The organism is Loktanella sp. D2R18, from assembly GCF_003318235.1.
GTDB lineage: Bacteria > Pseudomonadota > Alphaproteobacteria > Rhodobacterales > Rhodobacteraceae > Yoonia.
Genome location: NZ_QOCG01000016.1, coordinates 1 through 23,971, shown reverse-complemented (window position 1 = coordinate 23,971; position 23,971 = coordinate 1). Strand labels below are relative to the sequence as shown.

General features: G+C 54.4%; 23 protein-coding genes and 1 tRNA gene. 12 read left to right on the top strand and 12 right to left on the bottom strand.

What is annotated here, in order from left to right; translation table 11 throughout:
• Positions 1–60: 60 nt before the first annotated feature.
• Positions 61–600, bottom strand: coding sequence for an acyl-CoA thioesterase (locus DS901_RS09770; RefSeq protein ID WP_113776759.1), 540 nt, complete (start codon positions 598–600; stop codon positions 61–63).
• A 141-nt stretch (positions 601–741) separates the two neighbouring features.
• Between DS901_RS09770 and DS901_RS09765 the strand changes: the two genes are divergently transcribed.
• Positions 742–1,008: a YggT family protein gene (locus DS901_RS09765; protein ID WP_113776758.1), complete on the top strand. Its 267-nt coding sequence runs from the start codon at positions 742–744 to the stop codon at positions 1,006–1,008.
• Between the two features lie 43 nt (positions 1,009–1,051).
• On the opposite strand, the gene DS901_RS09760 is transcribed toward DS901_RS09765, so the two are convergent.
• Together DS901_RS09760 and DS901_RS09755 are read right to left on the bottom strand one after the other, a co-directional pair.
• Positions 1,052–2,086 carry a permease gene (locus DS901_RS09760; protein ID WP_113776757.1) on the bottom strand — a complete coding sequence of 345 codons (1,035 nt, stop codon included), beginning with the start codon at positions 2,084–2,086 and terminating at the stop codon, positions 1,052–1,054.
• Positions 2,083–2,382 (bottom strand): ArsR/SmtB family transcription factor, encoded by a 300-nt coding sequence (locus DS901_RS09755; RefSeq protein ID WP_113776756.1) that lies wholly within the window; start codon positions 2,380–2,382, stop codon positions 2,083–2,085. Before DS901_RS09755 ends, DS901_RS09760 begins: the two co-directional genes overlap by 4 nt.
• 159 nt (positions 2,383–2,541) lie before the next feature.
• Between DS901_RS09755 and fdhF the strand changes: the two genes are divergently transcribed.
• Entirely contained in the window at positions 2,542–5,310 is a 2,769-nt protein-coding gene (gene fdhF, locus DS901_RS09750) for a formate dehydrogenase subunit alpha (RefSeq protein WP_113776755.1), read from the top strand.
• A gap of 122 nt (positions 5,311–5,432) precedes the next feature.
• On the opposite strand, the gene DS901_RS09745 is transcribed toward fdhF, so the two are convergent.
• Positions 5,433–6,164, bottom strand: coding sequence for a hypothetical protein (locus DS901_RS09745; protein ID WP_113776754.1), 732 nt, complete (start codon positions 6,162–6,164; stop codon positions 5,433–5,435).
• A 231-nt stretch (positions 6,165–6,395) separates the two neighbouring features.
• On the opposite strand from DS901_RS09745, the gene DS901_RS09740 reads away from it, so the two are divergent.
• On the top strand, positions 6,396–7,886 hold the full coding sequence (locus tag DS901_RS09740) for a peptidoglycan-binding domain-containing protein (protein ID WP_113776845.1): 1,491 nt from the start codon (positions 6,396–6,398) through the stop codon (positions 7,884–7,886).
• A 68-nt stretch (positions 7,887–7,954) separates the two neighbouring features.
• Here the strand turns inward: DS901_RS09740 and DS901_RS09735 are convergent, their stop codons facing one another.
• The 3 genes from DS901_RS09735 to DS901_RS09725 form a co-directional block, all read right to left on the bottom strand.
• Positions 7,955–9,148, bottom strand: coding sequence for a PPC domain-containing protein (locus DS901_RS09735; RefSeq protein ID WP_181820830.1), 1,194 nt, complete (start codon positions 9,146–9,148; stop codon positions 7,955–7,957).
• A gap of 204 nt (positions 9,149–9,352) precedes the next feature.
• Entirely contained in the window at positions 9,353–9,478 is a 126-nt protein-coding gene (gene ykgO, locus DS901_RS18745; protein ID WP_037210500.1) for a type B 50S ribosomal protein L36, read from the bottom strand.
• A gap of 74 nt (positions 9,479–9,552) precedes the next feature.
• Positions 9,553–9,627, bottom strand: a tRNA-Val gene (locus DS901_RS09725).
• A gap of 154 nt (positions 9,628–9,781) precedes the next feature.
• On the opposite strand from DS901_RS09725, the gene DS901_RS09720 reads away from it, so the two are divergent.
• Entirely contained in the window at positions 9,782–10,645 is an 864-nt protein-coding gene (locus tag DS901_RS09720; RefSeq protein ID WP_113776752.1) for an N-formylglutamate amidohydrolase, read from the top strand.
• Between the two features lie 28 nt (positions 10,646–10,673).
• On the opposite strand, the gene DS901_RS09715 is transcribed toward DS901_RS09720, so the two are convergent.
• Positions 10,674–10,955 (bottom strand): DUF1330 domain-containing protein, encoded by a 282-nt coding sequence (locus DS901_RS09715; RefSeq protein ID WP_113776751.1) that lies wholly within the window; start codon positions 10,953–10,955, stop codon positions 10,674–10,676.
• A 94-nt stretch (positions 10,956–11,049) separates the two neighbouring features.
• Between DS901_RS09715 and DS901_RS09710 the strand changes: the two genes are divergently transcribed.
• Positions 11,050–11,922 carry a LysR family transcriptional regulator gene (locus tag DS901_RS09710; protein ID WP_113776750.1) on the top strand — a complete coding sequence of 291 codons (873 nt, stop codon included), beginning with the start codon at positions 11,050–11,052 and terminating at the stop codon, positions 11,920–11,922.
• Here the strand turns inward: DS901_RS09710 and DS901_RS09705 are convergent.
• Both DS901_RS09705 and DS901_RS09700 read right to left on the bottom strand, forming a co-directional pair.
• Positions 11,919–13,430 carry an ABC-F family ATP-binding cassette domain-containing protein gene (locus DS901_RS09705; RefSeq protein WP_113776749.1) on the bottom strand — a complete coding sequence of 504 codons (1,512 nt, stop codon included), beginning with the start codon at positions 13,428–13,430 and terminating at the stop codon, positions 11,919–11,921. The genes DS901_RS09710 and DS901_RS09705 overlap by 4 nt on opposite strands.
• 880 nt (positions 13,431–14,310) lie before the next feature.
• Positions 14,311–15,564: a DNA polymerase IV gene (locus DS901_RS09700; RefSeq protein WP_113776748.1), complete on the bottom strand. Its 1,254-nt coding sequence runs from the start codon at positions 15,562–15,564 to the stop codon at positions 14,311–14,313.
• A 183-nt stretch (positions 15,565–15,747) separates the two neighbouring features.
• Between DS901_RS09700 and DS901_RS09695 the strand changes: the two genes are divergently transcribed.
• Together DS901_RS09695 and DS901_RS09690 are read left to right on the top strand one after the other, a co-directional pair.
• Positions 15,748–16,638, top strand: coding sequence for an SPFH domain-containing protein (locus DS901_RS09695; protein ID WP_113776747.1), 891 nt, complete (start codon positions 15,748–15,750; stop codon positions 16,636–16,638).
• A gap of 1 nt (position 16,639) precedes the next feature.
• Positions 16,640–16,912, top strand: a complete 273-nt coding sequence (locus DS901_RS09690) for an NfeD family protein (RefSeq protein WP_113776746.1) — start codon at positions 16,640–16,642, stop codon at positions 16,910–16,912.
• A gap of 39 nt (positions 16,913–16,951) precedes the next feature.
• Here the strand turns inward: DS901_RS09690 and pyrF are convergent, their stop codons facing one another.
• The gene (gene pyrF / locus DS901_RS09685; RefSeq protein WP_113776745.1) at positions 16,952–17,659 is read right to left on the bottom strand and encodes an orotidine-5'-phosphate decarboxylase; all 708 of its coding nucleotides are present in this window, start codon (positions 17,657–17,659) and stop codon (positions 16,952–16,954) included.
• 157 nt (positions 17,660–17,816) lie between these two features.
• On the opposite strand from pyrF, the gene clpB reads away from it, so the two are divergent.
• Together clpB and DS901_RS09675 are read left to right on the top strand one after the other, a co-directional pair.
• On the top strand, positions 17,817–20,429 hold the full coding sequence (clpB, locus tag DS901_RS09680) for an ATP-dependent chaperone ClpB (RefSeq protein WP_113776744.1): 2,613 nt from the start codon (positions 17,817–17,819) through the stop codon (positions 20,427–20,429).
• A gap of 106 nt (positions 20,430–20,535) precedes the next feature.
• Entirely contained in the window at positions 20,536–20,901 is a 366-nt protein-coding gene (locus DS901_RS09675; protein ID WP_113776743.1) for an STAS/SEC14 domain-containing protein, read from the top strand.
• A gap of 50 nt (positions 20,902–20,951) precedes the next feature.
• On the opposite strand, the gene DS901_RS09670 is transcribed toward DS901_RS09675, so the two are convergent.
• The gene (locus DS901_RS09670) at positions 20,952–21,428 is read right to left on the bottom strand and encodes a fasciclin domain-containing protein (RefSeq protein WP_113776843.1); all 477 of its coding nucleotides are present in this window, start codon (positions 21,426–21,428) and stop codon (positions 20,952–20,954) included.
• A gap of 280 nt (positions 21,429–21,708) precedes the next feature.
• On the opposite strand from DS901_RS09670, the gene msrP reads away from it, so the two are divergent.
• The 3 genes from msrP to msrQ are packed head-to-tail and all read left to right on the top strand — an operon-like array spanning position 21,709 to position 23,854.
• Positions 21,709–22,608 (top strand): protein-methionine-sulfoxide reductase catalytic subunit MsrP, encoded by a 900-nt coding sequence (msrP, locus tag DS901_RS09665; protein ID WP_113776742.1) that lies wholly within the window; start codon positions 21,709–21,711, stop codon positions 22,606–22,608.
• Positions 22,609–22,610: 2 nt separating this feature from the next.
• Complete coding sequence (locus tag DS901_RS09660) at positions 22,611–23,213, top strand: hypothetical protein (RefSeq protein ID WP_113776741.1); 603 nt, start codon at positions 22,611–22,613, stop codon at positions 23,211–23,213.
• Complete coding sequence (gene msrQ, locus DS901_RS09655) at positions 23,210–23,854, top strand: protein-methionine-sulfoxide reductase heme-binding subunit MsrQ (RefSeq protein WP_113776740.1); 645 nt, start codon at positions 23,210–23,212, stop codon at positions 23,852–23,854. The genes DS901_RS09660 and msrQ overlap by 4 nt, the downstream gene beginning before the upstream one ends.
• Positions 23,855–23,971 lie beyond the last annotated feature (117 nt).

The window sequence follows — 23,971 nt, the reverse complement described above, 5'->3', positions numbered from 1 at the left end:
CCTGTCCCTGCGTGTTCTTTACGGCGATAAGACACTGTGACCCGCATGAATTGCAAGCGTTTAGGTGCCCGCGTCGGTCGGAGGCCAGGGCCGCGTTGCATCCGCGTCGATCCAGTTTTTGATCCACTCGGGCAGTTCAGGTGACGATCCATCGTAACCAAGTGCGGCAAAGGCCTCGTTGGGGGGGACGATGCCGTCTTTGCTGGTCAGCGCTGAACGATACATAGATTGCGTCGCGCAGGTGTCACCAATCCAAATGGATTGATCAATATAGACAAACCGATGATCCCAGCCTGCCGTTTTACTGACGATTCGGAATTTGGCAAAGGGGCGTATGCGTTTGCGGTAGCGCACAGATACGCCCGCCATCGTCAATCCCCAGCGTTTTTGTTTCAGCAATGCGATCAAACCCACGCGCTGGGCCAGTCCAGTGCGCCCTAAATCCATGATGGTCAGGATACGCCCGTTGTTCATTTCAAAGTAGGTATCAATGTCTTGGGGCCAGCAGCGGTGATAGGACACATGCGTATCTAGGGGGTGTAGCTTTGGCCGCCGTTTGTTGGTGATCAGTTCTTTAATGACGCGCACAACAGGATACATCGGGGGCCTCTGGATTGTTTCGCATCAGGGATGATCCAAATTGACGCTAACGTCAACTTTAACCTCGCGGAAACCCTGGGCTTGTAGATAGGGCCGCAAGTGCTTAATTCAGTGCAAACAAATCAAAGGGTTCACGGTGAAATGGAAACTATTAGCGATATTCTCGTTTACTTGATCAGCCTTGTCCGCTTCTTTGTCATCGCCCATTTTATCATGAGCTGGCTGATCCGGTTTGAGGTGCTTAATATTAGGCAAGATTTTGTTGCGCAAGTTTGGTACGGTCTACAGCGATTGCTTGAACCAATTTACAGCCGCGTCCGACGTTTTATGCCTGATTTGGGAGGTATCGACCTGTCGCCCATAGTTGTGCTTGTAAGTCTCGAAGTCCTGATCATTATTATTACATGATTGGCTTGATTGAACTTCCCCAGTAGTTCCCAGCGCTGGTGGGTCACCCCACCAGCTGAAACACAATCCCCGACGCAACAGCTCCTGCCATGCCTAAGGCGATATAGGCGGCAAAAACTTGACGTTTGACGAGCGACCAGACAGCCGCCATCGCGGGGATAGACGTCACGCCGCCGCCAATCACAAAGGCCATCGCCGATCCGCTGCTCATGCCTTGCTCCATCAACCCGGCGATCAGCGGGGGTGCGACGAAACCGTTCAGATATGCTGGCACGCCGACCACGGCGGCGGTTGCGATTGGCAAAATACCTTCGCCGCCAACGAGGCCAGCAATGAGCGACGCGGGCACATAGGTGATTAGTAGCGCCTCAAGCATATAGGCAAATGCGAGCCATTTTAGCAAAAATAGTGTGTTATGGGCAAATTCCTGTCTGAAAGTTTGCACGCGCGCATTATCTTTCCAAAAGGCCCAGACGGGTTTCCCATCCATCGGGTCAGGGCCGCAACCACAGCGGTTGACCGGGGTTGCGCGCAATGGCGATGCAAAAAGTCCCCGCGATTGCAGTAGCTTAATCGCAAATCCACCCATCACGCCAAGGCCGACAGCGGCAAAGGCTTTGGCGATCGCAAATGGCCAGCCTAGTGCACCCGCCGTGATGAGTAGGGTCGGCGGGTCAATCAGCGGTGAGGCCAACCAAAACGCCATCACCGGGGCGAGCGGCGTCCCAAGCGCAAGCAGGCCTGCGATAAACGGAATGACTTCACACGCACAAAACGGCGCGAGCCCGCCAAACAGCGCGGCGAGGACGATCATCCTTGTTTCACGCCCCTTAAAGATGCTGGCAATCACGGTTTCCGCGCCCGCCGCCTTTAGCCCGGCAATCATGAGCACGGCAAATAGGATATAGGGCAGGGTGCCTAAAAGCGCGCGGATCGCAAATTCGATGACAGGAATTGCCTTTGGCTGATCAAGGATCGCAACGATTACTGGTATAATGAGTGTCAAAGACCATGGGGATTTGAGCCGATTCAGGTGCGCGCCGACACGTGGCGCCGAAGTCGAGTTGATATCAGTCATGACAATTGTCCTGCCTCTGAGCAGCATTCCTCTAGGATGAAAGCCGCAAGGGTTTGAAGGTGATCAAAGTTGGCGCGGTTGATAATTGTGCGCCCTTGTTTTTCCTGCACGATCAACTGGGCCGTGCTGAGAAATTTGAGGTGATGTGCAAGCGTTGACGCGGGAATTCCGGTGCGTTGCTGGATATCCCCGACAAGAAGACCTGCATCGCCCGCTTTGACGAGGGTCTGAAACACCTCAATCCGTGATTCAGATCCAAGCGCAGAAAATCCCTGTGCTGCCGTGACATTATCCATTTGGGGTCTCGCATTAATAAATCGATAAAACTAGTTTTATCGATTTGTACGGAGAGGTCAACCATCATGTCGCTTTTGAACTGGCGCGTGGGCGTACATGGGGTAATCTTGCGTGAGGCCCATAAATGATTGACGGGGCCAAACCGGCGGAGAGACCAGATGACACAACCCATTTCTTTTACCCTTGATGGGAAAACTGTCACCGCGCAGCCCGGCGAAACCATCTGGGAGGTGGCAAATGGGCGTGGTCTTGTGATCCCGCATCTTTGTCATAAACCTACACCGGGATATCGGTCTGATGGGAACTGTCGGGCCTGTATGGTCGCGATTGAGGGCGAACGGAGCTTGGCCGCTTCGTGCATTCGCGAACCCAGTGAAGGTATGGTCGTGACCACCGATCAACCGCGCGAGGTCCAAGCCCGCCGAATGGTGATGGAGCTATTGGTTGCTGATCAGCCAGAACAGTCTGTTGCCCATGATAAATCCAGTCACCTTTGGGACATGGCCGCACAGCAAGGCGTGAACGAAAGCCGTTTCCCGACGCAGGATGCCGCCGCGATCCCGTTGCTTGATGATAGCCATGTCGCGATGTCGGTGAATTTAGATGCGTGCATTCAATGTGGGCTATGCGTGCGCGCCTGCCGCGAAGTGCAGGTCAATGATGTGATCGGCATGGCCGGGCGCGGGGCTGGGGCGTACCCGGTGTTTGATATGGATGACCCGATGGGCGCATCGTCTTGCGTGGCTTGTGGCGAATGCGTGCAGGCTTGTCCAACGGGCGCGCTTTTGCCTGCGACCGTCACTGACGAAAATCAGCAAGGCGATACCGCGGATTTCGACCGCGAGGTGAAATCTGTTTGCCCGTTCTGCGGGGTTGGGTGTCAGGTTTCGTTGAAAATCAAAGATGAGAAGGTCAAATTCGTCGAAGGCATTGATGGGCCCGCCAATGAGGGGCGGCTGTGTGTCAAAGGCCGCTTTGGCTTTGACTATATCCACCATGATCACCGGCTGACCAAACCGCTGATCCGGCGCGATGATGCACCGGCAAAAGGGCTCAATGTTGATCCGGGCAATTGGCAAACGCATTTCCGCGAGGCCACTTGGGACGAGGCGCTGGACGTCGCCGCCAATGGGCTGAACGCGATTGGCGGCAAGGGGGTTGCGGGTTTTGGATCAGCGAAATGCACCAATGAAGAGGCTTACTTGTTCCAAAAACTGATCCGTCAGGGCTTTGGGCATAATAACGTCGACCACTGCACGCGTCTTTGCCATGCGTCTTCGGTTGCAGCCTTGATGGAAAATGTCGGATCAGGCGCGGTGACAGCCACGTTTAATGAAATCGAAAATGCCGATGTGGCGATTGTCATTGGTGCGAACCCGCTAGAAAACCACCCCGTGGCGGCGACCTATTTCAAGCAGTTTACCAAACGGGGGGGGAAGCTGATCGTGATGGATCCGCGGGGGCAGGCGCTCAAGCGGTTTGCGTCACATACGTTGCAATTCCGGCCGGGCGCAGATGTGTCGATGCTGAACGCGATTATGCATGTGATCGTCGAAGAGGGTCTTTATGACCGTCAATATATCGAAGCTTACACCGAAAATTGGGAAGCTGAGAAAGCCCATCTCAAAGATTTCAGCCCCGAAAAAATGGCAGGGATTTGCGGGGTTGATGCGCAAACCCTGCGCGAGGTCGCGCGCCTGTTTGCGGGTGCAAAGGCTGGCATGATCTTTTGGGGTATGGGGGTTAGCCAACATATCCACGGCACAGATAATTCGCGTTGCTTGATTAGTCTTGCGTTGATGACAGGGCAGGTCGGGCGGCCCGGTACAGGATTGCATCCGTTACGCGGGCAAAACAACGTGCAAGGTGCGTCCGACGCGGGGCTGATCCCAATGTTCCTACCGGACTACAAACCGGTTGATGATGCCGCCGAGCGCGACAGTTTTGCCGATGTCTGGCAAGGTTACGCGATTGATCCCAACAGAGGCTTAACGGTTACAGAAATCTTGGAATCGGTACACGCTGGTACGATTCGTGGTATGTATGTGTCCGGTGAAAACCCAGCGATGTCTGACCCAGATGTCGATCATGCGCGGGATGCTTTAGCGAAGCTGGACCATCTTGTGGTACAAGACATTTTCTTAACCGAAACTGCGAATTTCGCTGATGTTATCCTCCCCGCGAGCGCCTTTGCAGAAAAAAACGGGACTGTCACGAATACAAACCGTCAGGTGCAAATGGGGCGTGCCGCAATCACCCCACCGGGTGAAGCCCGTGAAGACTGGTGGATCACATTGGCACTTGCGAAACGGTTGGGCTTGCCTTGGACATACGAACATCCGCGCGATGTCTTTGCGGAAATGACGCAGGTCATGCCGTCGCTTGCAAATATTACATGGGATCGGCTCGAGAATGAAAATGCGGTGACCTATCCATCGCTGTCTGCAATTGACCCCGGCCAATCGATTGTCTTTTCAGACGGTTTCCCGCGAGAAGGCGGGCGCGCTAAATTCACCCCGGCCAATGTGATTGCCCCTGATGAAACTCCGGATGCAGACTATCCGATGGTGATGACCACCGGGCGGCAGTTGGAACATTGGCACACCGGATCTATGACACGGCGGTCCAAGGTGCTGGATGCGGTCGAGCCAGAAGCAAACTGTTCGCTGCATCCGTCAACGTTGCGCAATCTTGGGGCTGCGCCGGGCGATATGATCCGGCTGACAACCCGGCGTGGCAGTATCGAAATTATGGCGCGGGCGGATCGGGCTGTGGCCCCCGATATGGTCTTTGTGCCGTTTGCCTATGTCGAGGCTGCGGCGAACACGCTGACCAACCCGGCTGTCGATCCTTATGGAAAAATCCCAGAGTTCAAGTTTGCCGCTGTGCGGATTGAAGCAGTGCCAAGCGGATCACGTATAAAATGATGAATAAAGCTCTCTCCGCATGCATCTACGGAATGCGGCGAGACAATTGCGGAGTGAGTGCCCTGAACGGCTCAGGGCACTCCTATTAAAAATCCCGCTCTTCATCAGGGGTGCGAAACCGCTTACTCGGAATCTGGTGACCCGGTGATGACACCGGAATATACGATATTCTCATCGCCGCCGCTAAAACTGCCAAGCAGGTCTGATCCTGTGACCAATCCATAAAGGTTGCCATCCGCACCGCGCCAAGTGATATCAGCATCAATGAACTGATCAGAATTATTGCCAGCTGATCCTGCTGTGCCATCTACGGTAAATAGGTCATTACCGCCCGAAATAGTATTGTTTCCAAAATCAACGTCCAGATCCATTCTGCCGGTGGTTGTCGTAATGCCGTGTGGGTCTGTGGTGATGTTAGTGATCTCTTCTATTTCATACGCCGTGTTAAAGGTGACGATTCCGCTATCTGGGGTAGATGTCGCTAAAGGCGTGTTATTCCGCAGCCCAGAATAGGCGAAAAATACGGCTTCGCCATCTTCTATCCCATAACCGACGAATGAATACACACTCGCCTTATTCTGGGTGTCGCTCAGTATGAGGCTGTGCGCTCGGGAATTGATCAGTTCCAAATCTACGTTCTTTTCGTCGACCTGATCAAAATAATCTGAAAAATCATCTGCTGAAATATGTGCTGTTCTCGTGGATGTAACCAGTCCGGGGTCTAGAACGATGCTTTGGCCCGCGACCTTCGTAACATCGGATGTAGAGGGCGTCTCTGTTTCTGGTGATGTACCTGAACTGCTGCAAGCCGCGGTCAAACAAAGCAGCAGTGCCGTAATCGATTTCGTATTCATTCGTGCGTTTCCAAGATGAGTTATATAGTGCTTGGCACATCGCGTGATCGTTGTGGTGTGTCCAATAACGTTTTGTTTATCGACGATTTTTCACCATGGGTTGAATGCATGGTGTGCCGCAAGTGACCTGCATGGCATTGCTATTGAATAGCAGGTCTAGAAACGCGATCTTTGAATGAATAAAACAACGCGTTTGATATAGTTGTGACGCGTATTCTGGAGAAAACGCATATGCGCAAAATAAGCTTAATCGCGGCCCTGACGGCCTTTGCCTTGCCTGCTGCGGCAGATGATGTTGCCTTGCTGATAGGGGTTGAACGATACCAAGAATTGCGGCGGGCTCCGGGTGCCGAAGATGTGCTTGATAGTGCACAAGACCTGCGGCGTGCTGGCTATGATGTGACCACATTGTCCAACGGAACCAGCGCGAATATGACGCGGACGCTGAACCGCTTTGCGCAGGGCGCAACGGAGGCGGATCGTTTGATTGTCGGCCTGTCGGGACGTTTTGTAACGGATGGTGCGCGCAGTTGGCTTTTGGCGACAGATAGCCAGAGCCCAACATATTTTGGTCTTTCCGACGCCGTATCCGTCGACAGTGTCCTTCAGGTTTTGGCACAGACGCCGGGGCAGGCGATCTTGATCCTTGGATATGATCTGAATAGCGACGCTCAGTTTGGCGACTATTTGCGAGAAGGCGTCGGGGAACTCAACATCCCACAAGGCGTGACTGTTCTTTACGCTGAACCCAATTCCACCGATGGGGTTGTTATGGAGGCGATAACCGTACCCGGCGCGGATGTCATGGCGTTTGCGCGAGATGCGCGTTGGTTGAATATTGCAGGGTTTGCGCCGCGGGCTTTGGTTATGCAGCCGAACGATGAGGATGCTGAGACGCCTCCCTCCGGCCACCCGACCCTGCAATTCTGGATTGCCGCGCAAGAGCTGAACACGGCTGACGCCTACCGTGACTTTGCCTTGAACTATCCGCGCAGTCCCTACGCCCAAGAGGCCCGCACGCGGCTGGACGAGATAGAGAACGATCCGCAACGCCTTGCCGAAATCGCAGAGGTGGATCTTGGGCTGACGCGGAATGCGCGGCGCGAAATTCAACGCGATTTGACCTTGCTTGATTACAGCACACGCGGCGTTGATGGCATCTTTGGACCGGGCAGTCGCCGCGCCATCCGTAACTGGCAGCAATCCAACGGGTTTGCGCAGACCTCTTTTTTGACGGCAGAGCAGATTAACCGGATCGATGCGCAGGCTAGCCGCAGAGCCGCTGAAATTGCCGAGGCAGAAGAACGCGTGCGCGCGCAAGCCGAACAGTTGGACCGCGCCTATTGGGAAGAAACCGGTGCGCGTGGCGATGCCGCTGGCTACAGCGCCTATCTGAACACCTATCCCGACGGGATTTTTGCCGAAGAAGCCCGTGAAGCGTTGGACGAAGATGCGGACGAGACCGAAAGCGACGGTGGCGCCGAAAGCAACCAAGCCGCTGCGGATGCAGAGGCCGCGCTACGGATAAACCCTGTTATGGCGCGGCTAATTGAAAGCCGCTTGGCGCAAATGGGGTTCAATCCAGGGCAAGTTGACGGGCGGTTTGACAGTGAAACGCGCGGCGCAATCAGTCGCTACCAAACCCGCGGCGGTCTGCCCGCAACAGGATATCTGAACGAGCGCACATTGGCGCGGCTGCTTGCAGATACATTTGGGCGATAGACGTTCGAGACGCAAAAAAAAGGGGGCCGCCTGTTATGCAGACGGCCCCTTTTTTAGTTTTGTTACGCTTATTGCGCGCGTACGTAGCGCTCAGCCAACAGGCGGATCAGGCCAGCAGTGTTGTCGAACTGACGGACGCCGATGATGTATGTGCCAGACTGTACACGCGCCATCACGAGGCTATCAAGCCCATCACCATAGTCGTCATTCTGCCCAACTTCCCGGCCAAGATCATCATAGACAACTAGCCATGGGTCGCTGTTGCCTCCGGCAATCGCTTCGATGACAAGCAAGCTGTTGTCCTGAACATCGACGGTGAACCAAGTCACATCGTCAGTGGCTTGCACGTCCTGACGTACGCGTGATTCAAGCACACCAAGGTCTGTCACCGGAACGCTGCCATCAAGTGGTGGGGCTGCTTCGCCGCGATCATAAAGCGATAGAAGCGCCGCTTCGGCGTCATATTCGGAAAGCGTCACGGTGATCGGCGCATATTCGTCGCTCAGTGCGGCCATCGCGATGCAGTATGTGCCAGCGTCCAACGTGTCAGTGACATCAATCCGTGAATTGAGCCCATCATAATCGTCATTTTCAGCGATATACATGTCATTCGCGCCGTAAAGTGTGATCACCGGATCAGCGGATTCATTTTCAGCCGTGATGCTGACCTGTGCGGGCGCATCAAGCGTGAAGCTCCAATTCGGGTTATCTGTAACCGAACCTGTGACAATGCTGCCAAGCCCACCCATTGGGGTCGCAGTTTCACAACCACCAGCATTACCGCCGCCGCCAGTTGATTCCATGACACCTTCGGTCAGGGCTTCATGTTCTTGCAAGCCAACGCGCACGAATGCGGTCATTGGGCCGCCGTCATAGCTACGCAGCGCCATGCAATATGTGCCTGCCTCCAGATATGATTCCGCGCGTGATGCCGCGTTGCCGCCAGAATCATCATCGGACGCGACGATGCTGCCGTTGCTATCGAGAATGTCGATAATGGTATCGCCAGCGCCGCGTCCTGCAGCTTCCATGCGAACGTCGGCCCCTTGGCTAAGCGTAAACAGTGACACATATTCGTTGCCACCTAATACAAGCGCCATTTGCTCCATATAAGAGCCTGCTGTGGCGATGTCTGATGATGATTCATCGCCGCCAATCCACTGGCCGCCATTTCCAGCGCCACCACAAAATGCTTGTTGAGCGGCAGCGGGGGCCGCAAGGCCCAACATCGCAACCGCAAGTGCGCCTGATCTAATGTTCATAAACTGCATAAAAATATTCCTTTTCTATTCGGCCAAGGTTGTGGTGATACGATAGTCGCATTGCGTCACTGGTGACTAGACCAAACGGTAAAAAGTGTGGAAATCCTGACCGCGACATAATCGTCGGGAACCGCTGGCCTGTTTTCCATAAAAAAAGGCCGCGCCCCGAAGGGCGCGACCTTTTCAAAAATGCTCATTCGCGGCTTAGCCTTGGCGGGCTTTGAACCGTGGTTGCGTCTTGTTGATCACATAGACGCGGCCCTTGCGGCGCACGATGCGGCAATCGCGGTGGCGCTGCTTGAGCGAGCGGAGGGAGTTACGTACCTTCATGGTCGTGTCCTTCATGTCGCGGCGCGCGGATTGCGCCTTGGGTTGCATTGACGGACCGAAGTCCGATGAATTCATGGTGGACGATACTGGGATCGAACCAGTGACCCCTTCGATGTCAACGAAGTGCTCTACCGCTGAGCTAATCATCCATTATGCTGCCGCAGCCGCCATCGTCCTATAACGAAATAGGACACGGGCAAACCGCGTCAGGTGTGCGGTCTATAAAAGGAGTCGGAGGCAGGATCAAGGGCTTTTGGAAAAAACAAAATTCAGGTTATGCTATGCGCCGAAGGGATATGATTTTTGTCCAATAATGCCTACCAAATTACGCGTCCAAGCCAACGCAACACAAGCGTCGTTTTTGCCTCACCGCATAGTGGGTCCGACTATACGGCTGCTTTTATGGGGCAGGTCGATCTCGATGGGACGGTGATCCGTTCGTCTGAGGACGCGTTTGTGGATCAGCTATATGCGGCCGCGCCCGATTTTGGCGCGCCACTGATCCGGGCTATTGCCCCGCGTGCGTTTGTTGATCTGAACCGCGGTCCGGATGAATTTGATCCTGCGTTGATCGAAGATATTCACCGTAAGCCACAGAACCCGCGTATTGCTAGCGGGTTGGGGGTTATTCCGCGGGTCGTCGCCAACGGGCGGCATATCTACCGCGGAAAAATCACGCTCGCGCAGGCGCATGATAGGATTGCCAATTTCTGGCGACCCTATCATGATCAGCTTCAAACGCTGATGGATGAAAGCAACCGGGCTTATGGCCAATCGGTTCTGATCGATTGCCATTCAATGCCGCATGAAGCTCTGTCGACGATGATCAGCCCAAACACGACGCTTCCTGATATTGTTCTTGGGGATCGGTTTGGCAAAACGGCAGCACCGCAGATCATGGGCCAGGTTGAACAGGCATTCGTGGATGCTGGTTTTCGGGTGGCGCGCAATGCGCCCTTTGCAGGGGCCTATATTGTGCAGCGCTATGGGCATCCCTCCCGATCACAACATGCAATTCAAGTAGAGATCGACCGGGGTATTTACATGAACGAACACACGCTGACCCCGAAACCAGATTTTGCACATATTCAGGCGGTGATATCGGGGGTGATTGCGCAAATCGCTGAAATCGACATGCCCTCAGATCAACAAATCGCGGCAGAGTAGGGTGGATCTTGATCCACCCCGCCCCAGATTACCCCAATAAGACAATGTCAGAAGCCCCGGCACTGCGGCGCAACGCATGAATATCTGACAATTCAGGGTCATGCGCCCAAGCAAGCGCGGATTCCGCATCGGGGAATGAAAGTAAGGCGGCGGCGTCAGGGATTGCGGGTACCCCATCAATCGCGCGGGCGGCTGCGGTCGCGGTTTCAACTTTTCCACCGTGTTTGGCCAAGGCTTCCCCGGCCTTTTCGCGGTATACAGCAAGCGCTTCGGGGTTCGTGACGGTCAGGCTGGCGTAAGCGTAGATCATTGTGTCTCTCCATTTATGACATCTCCGACTTAGCGAATACGCGGACATGCGAAAACGCGTGTAATTGCATTTTGGATGTGCAAATAATCTTGCCATGAAGCTTTCATGGGACGATATGCGCACAGTCATGTGCTTGGTACGAGGCGAGTCGCTCGCTGGGGCGGCGGCAGAATTGGGACTGAACTACACGACTGTCGCAAGACGCATTGCGCGGGCCGAAGCCAGCTTGGGTGTTGCTCTGTTTGATCGGCTGACCGACGGGTATCAACCGACCGAAGCGGGGGTATTGGTTGCTAATCACGCGGCCAAAATGGAGGCGCAAACCGACACGCTGATGCGCGCACTCCAGGGGCGTGATGCGACTTTGCGTGGGCCGTTGACGATAACTGCGCCGCAGCTTTTGATCGCACATGTGCTGACGCCGGTGATTGACCAATTCTGTATGGCCTACCCGGACGTCGACCTGCATGTGCGGGCGACAAATGACCTGCTTGATCTGAACCGGCGCGAAGCGGATCTTGCGATCCGTATCAGCCGCGACCCCGGCGACAGCCTTAAGGGGCTGCGCCTGACCGCGCAGCAATCGGCCAGTTTCGCAACGCCTGCGCTGGCGCGGGCAATTGCAGATGATCCGACTCGCTCTGTGGACTGGATCGTTTATGCCGACTACATGGCGGTGCCAAAAAATGTTGACCCGTCTTACCCAAACCACCGTATTCGCATGACCTTTGACGACATGGTCGCTATCCGTGCCGCGGCGCAGGCTGGGCTTGGTGTCGCGCGGATGCCCTTGTTTCTAGGGCGAGCGAGCGATGGGTTGGTACAGGTCCCAATTCTGCCGCCCCAACCCTATCCCGATATATGGGTGGTCGCGCACCGTGATGTCTGGGCCGCCGCCAAGGTCATGGCGTTTCGCGAAATGCTGGTGCCTTTTATGCGCGGACAGCGGGCCCAATTTATTGCTTAACCGATTTCTGATGCTAAAAACGGTTCCGGATCGTCAACTTCGATCAGGCGTTTACGGTCGATCCACCAAAACCTATTTCCGATGTTGCGTATAAAACTGCGATCATGGCTGACCAGCAGACATGATGCTCCATGCGCGATCAATTCCGCCTCAAGCGCCTCTTGCCCGTCGATATCAAGATGATTTGTCGGCTCGTCTAGCAGGTAGAAGTTTGGATGCTGCAGACGTAGGATCAGCATCGCAAGCCGCGCCTTTTGCCCCCCCGAGAGCCCTCCGATTCTGGTATCCTGCATCTGAATGTTCACGCCCGCGCCCGCAAGCAGCCCGCGCGCACGTTGATCGCCGATATCAAATTGCCCGGCAATGGCGGTCATGGGGGTGCCGGCATCATGTAATTGGCTCAGGTGTTGATCGGAATAGCCATAGGCGACAGATGGGGCGCATTTGACCGGAGATGAGTCACCAATCAACGCGCGGTGAATCATCTTCACCAATTGCGTTTTGCCGGTGCCGTTGGTGCCCAAAAGGACGATCCGATCCCCTTGGCTGATCCATTTCTTGCCCGTTTTATAAAGCGCCCGCCCGTCAGGCGTGGTTACCACCACATCATCAAGCGTCACCAGAGATTTCGCATGGGTGCTGCTGTTGGTCAGCTTGATATCACCCGCCCCCCGGTCTTGGTGGGCGGGCTTTGCGGCCGCCTCGATCTTGGCGGCCCGGTCGTTCAGCTGCTTTGTTTTGGTGATGAGCAGGTCAGAGCCAGAGTTGATTCCGATATTCTTGAGTTTCGCGGCCTGTTTGCGCAGCTTGCTCGCTTTGTGCAGATCATTGGTAAAACGGCGTTCATCGGCTTCGTCAGCCGCGTCCAAGGCAGCGCGGGCTGGAGTGAACGGCAGATGAAACATCCTTGACCGTTCGGCGCGTAAAAACAATGTGCGATTGGTGGTCGCGTCCAAAAAGGCGCGGTCATGACTGGTGATTACGACAGGGGTGTCACGCGGTAGCGCGGTCAGCCAGTTTTGCAGCAGGCCAATGCGGTGCAAATCGAGGTGGTTGGTCGGTTCGTCCAATAAAAGGAGATCAGGTTCCACAACCCAAGCAGCCGCCAGAAGGGCCGTGCGCTGCCAACCGCCACTCAATTCTGACAACATCTTGCGCTGTAAATCATAGGGAACCTGAAGATCACCAAGCACGACATCCACACGCCATGCCTCAAAATCAGCTTGCTCTGGCGGAAGGGCTGATAACACAAATTCATACAGCGTTTGGGTCAATTGGTCAGAGGCAATGTGTTGCGCCACATGCCCGATACGCAAGCCACGGGCGCGTGTGATCTCGCCTGTTGTGGGTTCAAACGTCCCCGAAATACAGCCCATTAGGGTTGATTTCCCGCGCCCATTGGCGGCAACGAGCCCGATCCGGTCGCCTTTGGAAATAGTCAGGGTGAGGTTGGTAAATAGCGGATCGCCAAGGGTCATGCCCAAAGCATTGATATGGAAAAGTGTCATTGGTGTCTCTGATCATAGCAGTCGTGTCGCGCGGTGGCGACGGGAAGGACAGATCGGCGGCCGTTGACCAATGATCAGCCCTGCAAACGGATTTACAGGGCGTTGCGGGGACCATGCTGAAGTTGGCGAAATATACGCATGTTCAGCTTGGGCCCTCCCTTTGTGGTGCGTGACTGCTAGGGCCAGCCTAGCCAGCATGAGGGCGGTGGGTCAAGACCCACCCTACGGACTTTGTTTGGGTGTCCTTGGCGGCGGTAATGCTCTTAGCTTCAATGCAAGTTGTTTGAATCGTATGGCAGGGTATCCAGTGGCTGGAATTCTGTGTGTGTTTAACGGAAATAGTAGAACGTTATTGGGGGCTTAGGTTTTGAGGAATTGTGGATTGGAGGCCAAGAGCGTAGAGTTCTTATGAAATCGTGCCAACAGAAATGGGAAGCGGTTCATAGACTGGAACCCATTGTGTGCAACAGAGGTGTATCGCGTTCGGAGATTCAGCGAATTTATGAGATTAGGGCGACGAACACTCGTCTTTCGTTTGAAGATAGGTCTGAGCTGCATCAATTAGCTTTGTCGCTCAAGGATCCCAATTTGGACGACAAATTAGATACACGTGTATACACTTTACCTACATCAAGGGTCATCATTGTTGCTCGGCGTGACGGAGAAATCATCGCTTGCGCAATGTTGAACAAGTCATAACCTATTTGATTGAGCGGTATCAGCAGGTGTAGAACGCGAAGCCATGCAGTCGGCCTAAAGTGGGCTTTCCGCAATCGCATACGAATAAAGCCCTACTTCTTCATTCAGGTTTTTCTACTATCGTCCAGACTTTGATGTTCAGATCTTCAGAGGTAACCGTACTGACACGGGCGTTTTCTCGCTACCGCAATGACCGCCCCTTAATAATCGCGTCCTTCCCGAACCTCGCCCTGATCTTATCGGTGGCCAATTCAGCACGCGCGCGCTTTTCCGCTTCAGGGTCTAGCAAATCGCCTTCGCGGTCGGCGCCATCGGGGCTGGCGATTTCTGAAAGCCCTACGCCCAACAGCCGGAACGGGCCGCGCCCGGATACTTGATCAAATAGGTCATGCGCGGTCCGGTAGAGCGTGTCGGTCATCTGCGTTGGGTGACGCAGGCTTTGACGTTTTGAAATTAGTTTAAAGTCGGATGTTTTCAGCTTGAGCGTCACAACTCGTCCGGCCTTATCCGTTGCTTTGGCGCGCGCGCTGACCTTTTCGGCTATCCGCCAAAGATGCCCGTCCAAAATCTCGGGATCAGCGGTATCAACGCTGAAAGTGGTCTCATTGGTGATCGATTTTATCGGGGCACGCGTTGAAATCCGTCGGGCGTCTTCGCCGCGTGCAAGCGAATAAAGCCGCTCACCCATGCCGCCAAACCGGTCATGCAAATCACGTCTGTCCCAGCGCAGCAAATCGTCAAACGTCTGAATGCCGGCTTTGTTAAGGCTGGTCTGGCCTGCAGGGCCGATTCCCCAGATCAGGCGGACTGATTTGGGACGCAGGAACGCGGTTGTTTCGGCCTTGCCTATGATCGAAAAACCGCGCGGTTTTTCAAGATCAGAGGCGACTTTGGCGAGAAACTTGTTGTGTGATAGTCCGATGGACCCGCTAAGCCCCAGTTCAGCTTTCATCCGTTTGATCAGCCGTGCAAGCATCACAGCGGGCGGCGCACCGTGCAGGCGGATGGTGCCGGATAGATCCATGAAGGCTTCGTCGAGTGAGAGCGGTTCAACGATTGGGGTCAGCGCATCCATCATCGCGCGGATGGCTTTGGAGGCTTTGGCATAAGCCTCCATCCGGGGTGGTAACACGACGGCATCAGGGCAGAGTTTCATTGCTTGAAACATTGGCATCGCAGATTTCACGCCCCTGATCCGGGCGACATAGCAGGCGGTGGACACGACCCCCCGTTTGCCGCCGCCAATGATAACGGGTTTATCAGCCAGTTCAGGATTGTCCCGTTTTTCGACAGAGGCATAGAACGCGTCGCAATCCATATGGGCGATCGACAGATCAAATAGCTCTGGGTGCCGTGTCACGCGTGGACTGCGGCATTGAGGACAACGGGTTTCGCTATCAAATGTGGTCAGGCAATCACGGCATAGAGCGGGCATAGCGATAGTCTAAGCCCTGCATGCATTGCGAACAATGGGGCAACATTTACAATTTGCGATGATAGCTGATCCATGCGGATTGTGAGCCGTGCTACAGAGTGAAGCAGTACAGTATACACCAGTATACATTGAAATCACCGCGCACCATGACTATCTACTCTTCATAACAAAGAGGGATATAATATGAATAATGAAGATTTGATTGCTGAACTCATTGGGCAGAATGTGCTGTTCGTGCTTTTGGCCGTGTTTATTGTTGTCTGCATTCTTGCGGGTGTGCGGATTGTACCGCAATCGCAAAAATACGTTGTTGAACGGCTTGGCCGTCTGCGTTCGGTGCTTGGGCCGGGCATTAACTTTATTGTGCCGTTTCTGGACCGTGTCCGCCACAAAGTGTCGATCCTTGAGCGTCAGCTGCCTGCGATGACCCAAGATGCGATTACATCTGACAACGTGCTGGTGCAGGTCGAAACATCGGTGTTTTACCGGATTATTGAACCAGAAAAGACAGTCTACCGGATCCGCGACGTTGATGGCGCGATCTCGACAACTGTTGCTGGTATTGTGCGGTCTGAAATTGGCCGGATGGAACTGGATCAAGTGCAAGCCAACCGTGCGACCTTGATCGATGCTGTGCGTGAACAAGTTGCCCAGCAGGTTGATGACTGGGGCATCGAAGTGACCCGTGCCGAAATCTTGGACGTGAACCTTGATGCCGCAACACGCGCCGCCATGCTACAACAGTTGAATGCGGAACGTGCGCGCCGTGCACAAGTGACAGAGGCCGAAGGGACCAAACGTGCGGTCGAATTGCAGGCTGAAGGTGAGCTTTACGCCGCCAAGCAAGAAGCCGAAGCCCGCCGTGTGCGCGCCGACGCCGAAGCCTATGCAACCCAAGTGGTTGCGGTTGCGATTGCTGAAAACGGTCTTGAGGCCGCCCAGTATCAAGTCGCACTTAAGCAAGTTGAAGCGTTCCAAGCTGTCGCATCGAAAGAGGGCAATCAGACCATCGTACTGCCCGCGAATGCTGTCGATGCCTTTGGTGACGCGTTTAAAATGTTGAAAGGACGTTAATATGCCACTGTGGACACAATGGTGGGTATGGATGTCGGCCGCTGTCGTCCTCGCCACGCTCGAAGTTATTTTGCCTGGTTACATTTTCTTAGGCTTCGCGCTGGGCGCGGCAGTCATGGGGATTTTGATTATGGTTGGAATTTCGGCCAAAGGGTTGGCGGTTACCTTGTTGATCTTTGCGCTAGCATCGCTTGCGTCATATCTGGTGATGCGCAAGGTCTTTGGTCTACGTAACGGTCAGGTGAAAGTCTGGGAAACAGACATCAATGATTAAACAATAAGGCCCGGCGGATCACGCCGGGCCTTTCTATGTTTAGTGAATAGATTTCGCGCTGTTCATTTCTGCGACAATCTCGCGGGCCACACTGGCAGGGTCTTGCGCCTGCCAAATTGGCCGCCCTACAACCACATGATCAGCACCGTTCACGATGGCCTCAGCGGGTGTCATCACCCGTTTTTGGTCGCCCAATGCAGCACCTACCGGGCGCACGCCGGGGGTGACGATCAGTTTGCCTTCGGCTTCGGGAAGTGCGCGGATCAACGCGGCCTCTTGCGGGGATGCGATCACACCGTCGGCACCGTTTGACAGCGCAATGCCTGCGCGTTCTTGGACCAGATCAGCGATATCGCCGGGTTTGACGCAAGAGGCGTCTAAGTCAGCCCGATCAAGCGACGTCAGGATCGTGACTGCGAGAATCTTCATATCGGAACCGCCAGCACCTTCGCGGGCGGCGCGTACAACATGCGGGTCCCCGTGGACCGTTAAAAAATCAAGATCATATTGGGCGACCCCGCGCACGGCGGCCTCGACCGTGGCGCCGATATCAAAGAACTTCATATCCAAGAAAATACGCTTGCCAAATTCTTGCTTAAGTTCATTGGCAAGAGCGAGCCCGCCACCCGTCAGCATGCCCAGTCCAATTTTATAAAAATTCACGCTATCGCCAAGTTTTTCGGCAAGATCCATCCCTGCGATCACGTTGGGGACATCCATTGCGACAATCAAACGGTCATCAGGCATAGCGGGTTCCTTTGCTGCATGTTTTGCGCGGTCTAACGCTTGCGGACCTCTTGCGCAACGTGGACGCGATACCCATCTTAATAATGAGGCCCAAACAGGGTGTGCCGCAGATGTGGGCACCCAGACGAATGGGCGCTTACCATGAAGGAGAAAACTCATGAACCTTGATAAGTTCACAGAGCGGTCACGCGGTTTTGTTCAAGCCGCCCAGACGATCGCAATGCGCGAAAACCACCAACGTCTCGCACCTGAACACTTGCTCAAAGCATTGATGGACGATGAAGAAGGGCTTGCTGCCAATCTGATCACCCGTTCAGGTGGTGATGCTGCTGCCGTGCGCAGTGCTGTCGACGCAAATGTTGCGAAAATTCCGCAAGTGACCGGTGATGCCGGGCAGGTCTATTTGGACAATAACACTGCCAAGGTCGTCGACGAGGCCGAAAAGATTGCCAAGAAAGCGGGTGATAGTTTTGTTCCCGTAGAACGGCTGCTAACGGCGCTTGCCGTGATTAAATCCAAGGCCAAAGACGCGTTGGAAGCAGGTGGCGTGACACCGATGAACCTGAATGCGGCTATCAATGATATCCGCAAAGGGCGCACCGCCGATAGTGCGAGCGCCGAGGACAGCTTTGAAGCGCTGTCAAAATACGCGCGCGATCTGACCGAAGCCGCCGAGCAAGGCAAGATCGACCCGATCATTGGTCGTGATGAGGAAATTCGTCGCGCGATGCAGATTTTGTCACGTCGTACGAAAAACAACCCGGTTCTGATCGGGGAGCCCGGCGTCGGGAAAACCGCGATCGCCGAAGGGCTGGCGCTGCGCATCATCGACGGTGATGTGCCTGAATCCTTGCGCAACAAAAAACTTATGTCCTTGGATATGGGCGCGTTGATCGCGGGCGCGAAATATCGTGGTGAATTCGAAGAGCGGTTGAAAGCCGTGCTCAAGGAAATCGAAGCTGCGGCAGGTGAAATCATCCTGTTTATTGACGAAATGCATACGCTTGTTGGCGCTGGCAAATCTGATGGGGCGATGGACGCGGCCAACTTGATCAAACCTGCGCTTGCCCGTGGTGAATTGCACTGCATCGGTGCGACGACATTGGATGAATACCGCAAATACGTTGAAAAAGATGCGGCCTTGGCGCGGCGTTTCCAGCCGTTGATGGTCGAAGAGCCAACCGTCACGGATACCGTCAGCATTCTGCGTGGTATTAAAGAGAAATACGAATTGCACCACGGTGTGCGGATTGCGGATGCGGCGCTTGTTGCCGCAGCGACCCTGTCACACCGCTATATCACAGATCGGTTTTTGCCAGACAAAGCGATTGACCTGATGGACGAGGCCGCGTCGCGGTTGCGGATGCAGGTTGATAGTAAACCCGAAGAGCTGGACGCGCTTGACCGGCAGATTTTGCAGCTTCAGATCGAAGGCGAAGCCCTGAAGAAAGAAGATGACAAAGCCTCCGTTGACCGGCTTGCAAAGCTTGAAAAAGAACTGGCCGACCTGCAGGACCGCGCGTCAGAAATGACGGTGAAATGGCAGGCGGAACGCGACAAACTGGAAGGCACCCGCGAGGTGAAAGAACAGCTTGATCGTGCGCGCGCCGAGCTTGATATCGCGAAACGCGAAGGCAATCTTGGCAAAGCTGGAGAGCTGTCATATGGCGTGATCCCTGATCTTGAACGCAAGTTGTCAGAGGCCGAAGAAAACGAAGATCTGATGGTTGAAGAAGCTGTACGCCCTGAACAGATCGCCGAAGTCGTTGAGCGTTGGACAGGCATTCCCACCAGCAAAATGTTGGAAGGGGAACGTGACAAGCTGCTGCGTATGGAAGACGAGCTTGGCAAACGTGTCATCGGTCAACGCTCCGCAGTGAAGGCCGTTGCGAATGCCGTGCGGCGTGCGCGCGCCGGGTTGAATGACGAAAACCGTCCGCTTGGGTCGTTCATGTTCCTTGGGCCAACGGGTGTCGGGAAAACGGAGCTGACCAAAGCCGTGGCCGAATACCTGTTCGACGACGATAGCGCGATGGTGCGCATCGATATGTCCGAATTCATGGAAAAACACGCCGTGTCGCGTCTGATTGGTGCGCCTCCCGGCTACGTTGGCTATGATGAAGGCGGCGTTTTGACCGAAGCGGTGCGGCGTAGACCCTATCAGGTGATCCTTTTTGATGAGGTCGAAAAGGCGCACCCAGATGTGTTCAACGTGCTGTTGCAGGTGCTTGATGATGGTGTGCTGACCGATGGTCAGGGCCGCACAGTTGATTTCAAGCAAACGCTGATCATTCTGACATCGAACCTTGGTGCGCAATCGCTAAGCCAGCTGCCAGATGGCGCAGATGCGTCTGATGCTAAACGCGATGTGATGGATGCGGTCCGGGCGCACTTCCGGCCGGAGTTCTTGAACCGTTTGGATGAAACGATCATCTTTGACCGGCTTGCCCGCGAGGACATGTCTGGGATTGTCACGATCCAGCTTGGTCTGTTGGCCAAACGTCTGGCCGCGCGCAACATCACGCTGGATCTGGATGAGGCTGCGCTGAAATGGTTGGCCGACGAAGGCTATGATCCCGTCTTTGGGGCACGTCCGTTGAAACGCGTGATCCAACGCGCGCTGCAAGATCAGCTTGCCGAAATGATACTTGGTGGCGACGTCATGGACGGTGATGTGATTGCGGTAAGCGCTGGTGCGGATGGGCTGCTGGTCGGTGGCCGCGTGTCATCCAGCAAACGCAAACCGCCTGAAGATACGGTTGTACACTAACCCAAAATGGCGCCTCGCGGGGCGCCATTTTCGTGACTTGCGCGAAATCAACGACACTCGCTGCCCAAATTGCTAGGATGCTGCTGCAAACAACGGAGGTATTCCAATGATCAAAGTTACAAAACAATCGGCGACGCGTGTTGATGTGGCGATCGATGGTGTGCTTGATGCCGATATGATGCGCGAAGGGCTTGAGGATCTATTTACCAAAGTCGAAGGCATCACAGATGGCCAAATGCTTTATACGATCACAGATATTGCGATGCCGACACTTGGCGCAATTGGCGTGGAGATGGAAAAGCTACCCAAACTGTTTGGCCTGTTAGGTAAAATCAGCAAATGTGCAGTGCTGGCCGATGCAGCATGGGTGCGCAAGATCGCCGCGTTTGAGGGCGCGCTGTTACCGGGCATGACAATAAAGAGCTTTGAAATGTCCGAGCGTGCGGCAGCCGAGGCCTGGCTCGCAACTTAGTTCGTGTTACCCCAGCATCGCGCCGGGATAACCGATTTAAGAAAGAACGTTTAGCTTGGGGGCAGGATCACCGCGTCGATCACGTGGATCACACCGTTTGAGGCTTCAACATCAGCCGCGATGACATTCGCGCCGTTCACTTTGACGCCGTCTGTCGTCGTGATGGTCACATCAGCGCCGTTCACCGTTGCAGCCATCATGCCGTCGCTTAGATCGGTGGACATGACCTTGCCCGCGATGACATGGTATGTCAGGATTTCGGCCAGTGCTTCTGGGTCCGCAAGCAATGCTTCAACGGTTCCGGCGGGCAGCGCAGCAAAGGCTTCGTCGGTGGGGGCAAAGACGGTAAATGGTCCCTCGCCCTTGAGTGTCTCAACAAGACCGGCAGCTTGGGTCGCGGCCACAAGGGTAGAGAAAGAGCCAGCATCAATAGCGGTATCAACGATGTCTTTTGAATGACCACCCGCACATGCGGCGGTGGCAAGCAAAGCGGTGGCGCTCAGGGCGGTAAAAGTTCTACGTAGCATTTGGTATCTCCCAATGATTGACAGATGCATGTTTGGTAGCATCGAAGGGATTACGCCCTTTAGGTCGCATTTGGATCAAAAATAAACGACATCTTATGGGATGCTACCCTCCGCAAAATAAGGGCCTGACGTCTAAGTGACTGTTTTTGTTTACTTGATGCGGCCAAAATAAGGGCCATAAAAATGGCCGAAACATTTCACTGCGCTGGCGGCATCGTGAGACATCTTTCATACGTTCTACCTTATATACTGATTTGAAACGTATGAATCGGAGCCCACAATGGCCTATCGCTGGAAAAATGACCTAAGCCACGCAGACATCACCCCAAAGTCTGCTTATCTCAACCGCCGCCAAATTCTAGCGGGCACCGTTGGATTGGGCGCAATTGGTCTGGCTGGAGGCGCGCAGGCGCAAGATGGGTTGGAGCCAAACACACTCGAAGAAATTCGATCTTACAATAACTTCTATGAGTTCGGTACTGGCAAAGAAGATCCGGCGCTGAATGCACATAATTTGGACACCTCTAATTGGACGGTGAAGGTTGATGGGCTTGTCGATAATCCGGGCGACTATGCGATGGATGATCTGCTGGCTGGCCTCAGTGTTGAAGATCGCCTTTACCGTTTCCGTTGTGTCGAGGCATGGTCGATGGTCGTGCCGTGGAACGGGATCGAGTTGGCCGATATCTTGAATAAGGTTGGCGTGCAGTCATCTGCGAAATACGTCGCCTTTGAAACTGTAGTGCAACCAGAAAACATGATTGGCGTACAGCGCCGCGTGCTGGATTTCCCCTATGTCGAAGGTCTGCGTTTGGATGAGGCCATGCACCCGCTGACGATTATGGCGACCGGTCTTTATGATGAACCGCTGGCCAAGCAAAACGGTGCGCCGATGCGTTTGGTCGTGCCATGGAAATACGGGTTCAAATCGATCAAATCAATCGTCCGCATCACACTGACCGACGAAGAACCCCCCATCAGCTGGAATAAGGCAAACCGCCGCGAATACGGGTTCTATAGTAATGTGAATCCAACTGTCGATCACCCACGCTGGTCCCAAGCATCTGAACGGGTGATCGGTGGTGGCTTGTTCGCATCACGCCAAGATACGTTGATGTTCAATGGCTACCCCGAAGTGGCCAGCCTTTATGAAGGGATGGACCTGTCGGTAGATTTCTAGAGATGATGCGCGCTTTGCTCAGTTTTTTGTTATGTCTTGCTGGTGGGGGCGCTGTTGCCGATGCATCGCTCGGCGAGATGCCCCCGGTCGCTTTCGAGGACTCAATTTTGCGCGGAATGGCTGGTGGCCATCCCTTGATGCCCGGCACGGATATTTGGGTGCTGTTTGCTTTTGATTATAGCGCCATGTGGGTTGGCGATGCCGCGCCATTTGCCGACTTCGCTCATCATGTCATAACGGCGGATACGGGTGATGTTGTGGATCACGCTGATTGGACCGACGCTGTGGGGTTGAGCTATTATCCACCATATGCTGTGGTCATCCTAGATGGCACGCTTGTCGATCAACCGATTGAAAACCCGGAAAACGTCTCGCTCAGGGCGATATCTAGACTTTACCAAGGTGGTGTTGAAGTGGCGCGGTTGATGCGCGGGGAGCCTGCGGGTTCATCAGCCTGGCTATCTCACGTCCTTTTCATCGACATAGCATCATTGGACCGTGCGGCTGTGTCTGAATGTGCAGCACGGTTAGTTGTTGCCACACTATATACATCGACGATCCCCGATGACTTTAATTTCACCCGGTGCGCGGAGAGCTTGCAATGATCCTATCTCAAACAATCAACAGCGGTTTGCGCAAAATCCCGACATGGACTATATATATAGTCGGGGGCGCTTGGGTTGTTTGGATGTTCTATTTGGCCGCAACTAACCAAATGGGCCCCGAACCGATCAATGCGCTAGAGCGTGAATATGGTGAGCTAGGTCTAAAGCTGATCGTGCTTGGTCTTGCTGTTACACCACTACGTAGATGGACTGGGTTGAACTTGATGAAGTTCCGGCGCGCCATTGGTGTCACCGCGTTCTTCGTAGTGCTGGCGCACTTCCTTGTTTGGGCGCTGCTTGATGTGGGCACCTTTGGGCGGATGTGGACCGAAATTGTCAAACGCCCCTATGTGACAGTCGGCATGGCAAGCTTTATCATGTTGATCCCGCTGGCGGTGACCTCAAACAACCTATCGATCCGTAAGCTTGGCGGGGCCACTTGGCGCAAACTGCACAAGCTGACGTATCCAATCGCACTATGCGCGGTCGTACACTACCTTTGGCTGGTCAAAGGTTTCCAGATTGAACCATTCGTCTATCTGGGCATTGTCATATTGTTGCTGGCATTACGTCAGTCGGGCTTTAAATGGCCGACGGGCACCTTCAAGCCGCGTGCGATCAAGGGGGCCGCGAGCGAATAACGCTAAGCGACCCGTTTCTTCTACATCGATTCCTAAAATCCCGGCTTTTGGTTGGGATTTTTGATTCTCGTGGTGTTGATTTTGCGAATTTGGGTTTGGATTGGTGTGATTCACGTG

Excerpts from the sequence above, each read along its gene's own strand:
- DS901_RS09770 (WP_113776759.1), bottom strand. The coding sequence starts at position 600 with ATGTATCCTGTTGTGCGCGTCATTAAAGAACTGATCACCAACAAACGG.
- DS901_RS09765 (WP_113776758.1), top strand. The coding sequence starts at position 742 with ATGGAAACTATTAGCGATATTCTCGTTTACTTGATCAGCCTTGTCCGC.
- DS901_RS09760 (WP_113776757.1), bottom strand. The coding sequence starts at position 2,086 with ATGACTGATATCAACTCGACTTCGGCGCCACGTGTCGGCGCGCACCTG.
- DS901_RS09755 (WP_113776756.1), bottom strand. The coding sequence starts at position 2,382 with ATGGATAATGTCACGGCAGCACAGGGATTTTCTGCGCTTGGATCTGAA.
- fdhF (WP_113776755.1), top strand. The coding sequence starts at position 2,542 with ATGACACAACCCATTTCTTTTACCCTTGATGGGAAAACTGTCACCGCG.
- DS901_RS09745 (WP_113776754.1), bottom strand. The coding sequence starts at position 6,164 with ATGAATACGAAATCGATTACGGCACTGCTGCTTTGTTTGACCGCGGCT.
- DS901_RS09740 (WP_113776845.1), top strand. The coding sequence starts at position 6,396 with ATGCGCAAAATAAGCTTAATCGCGGCCCTGACGGCCTTTGCCTTGCCT.
- DS901_RS09735 (WP_181820830.1), bottom strand. The coding sequence starts at position 9,148 with ATGAACATTAGATCAGGCGCACTTGCGGTTGCGATGTTGGGCCTTGCG.
- ykgO (WP_037210500.1), bottom strand. The coding sequence starts at position 9,478 with ATGAAGGTACGTAACTCCCTCCGCTCGCTCAAGCAGCGCCACCGCGAT.
- DS901_RS09715 (WP_113776751.1), bottom strand. The coding sequence starts at position 10,955 with ATGATCTACGCTTACGCCAGCCTGACCGTCACGAACCCCGAAGCGCTT.
- DS901_RS09710 (WP_113776750.1), top strand. The coding sequence starts at position 11,050 with ATGAAGCTTTCATGGGACGATATGCGCACAGTCATGTGCTTGGTACGA.
- DS901_RS09705 (WP_113776749.1), bottom strand. The coding sequence starts at position 13,430 with ATGACACTTTTCCATATCAATGCTTTGGGCATGACCCTTGGCGATCCG.
- DS901_RS09700 (WP_113776748.1), bottom strand. The coding sequence starts at position 15,564 with ATGCCCGCTCTATGCCGTGATTGCCTGACCACATTTGATAGCGAAACC.
- DS901_RS09695 (WP_113776747.1), top strand. The coding sequence starts at position 15,748 with ATGAATAATGAAGATTTGATTGCTGAACTCATTGGGCAGAATGTGCTG.
- DS901_RS09690 (WP_113776746.1), top strand. The coding sequence starts at position 16,640 with ATGCCACTGTGGACACAATGGTGGGTATGGATGTCGGCCGCTGTCGTC.
- pyrF (WP_113776745.1), bottom strand. The coding sequence starts at position 17,659 with ATGCCTGATGACCGTTTGATTGTCGCAATGGATGTCCCCAACGTGATC.
- clpB (WP_113776744.1), top strand. The coding sequence starts at position 17,817 with ATGAACCTTGATAAGTTCACAGAGCGGTCACGCGGTTTTGTTCAAGCC.
- DS901_RS09675 (WP_113776743.1), top strand. The coding sequence starts at position 20,536 with ATGATCAAAGTTACAAAACAATCGGCGACGCGTGTTGATGTGGCGATC.
- DS901_RS09670 (WP_113776843.1), bottom strand. The coding sequence starts at position 21,428 with ATGCTACGTAGAACTTTTACCGCCCTGAGCGCCACCGCTTTGCTTGCC.
- msrP (WP_113776742.1), top strand. The coding sequence starts at position 21,709 with ATGGCCTATCGCTGGAAAAATGACCTAAGCCACGCAGACATCACCCCA.
- DS901_RS09660 (WP_113776741.1), top strand. The coding sequence starts at position 22,611 with ATGATGCGCGCTTTGCTCAGTTTTTTGTTATGTCTTGCTGGTGGGGGC.
- msrQ (WP_113776740.1), top strand. The coding sequence starts at position 23,210 with ATGATCCTATCTCAAACAATCAACAGCGGTTTGCGCAAAATCCCGACA.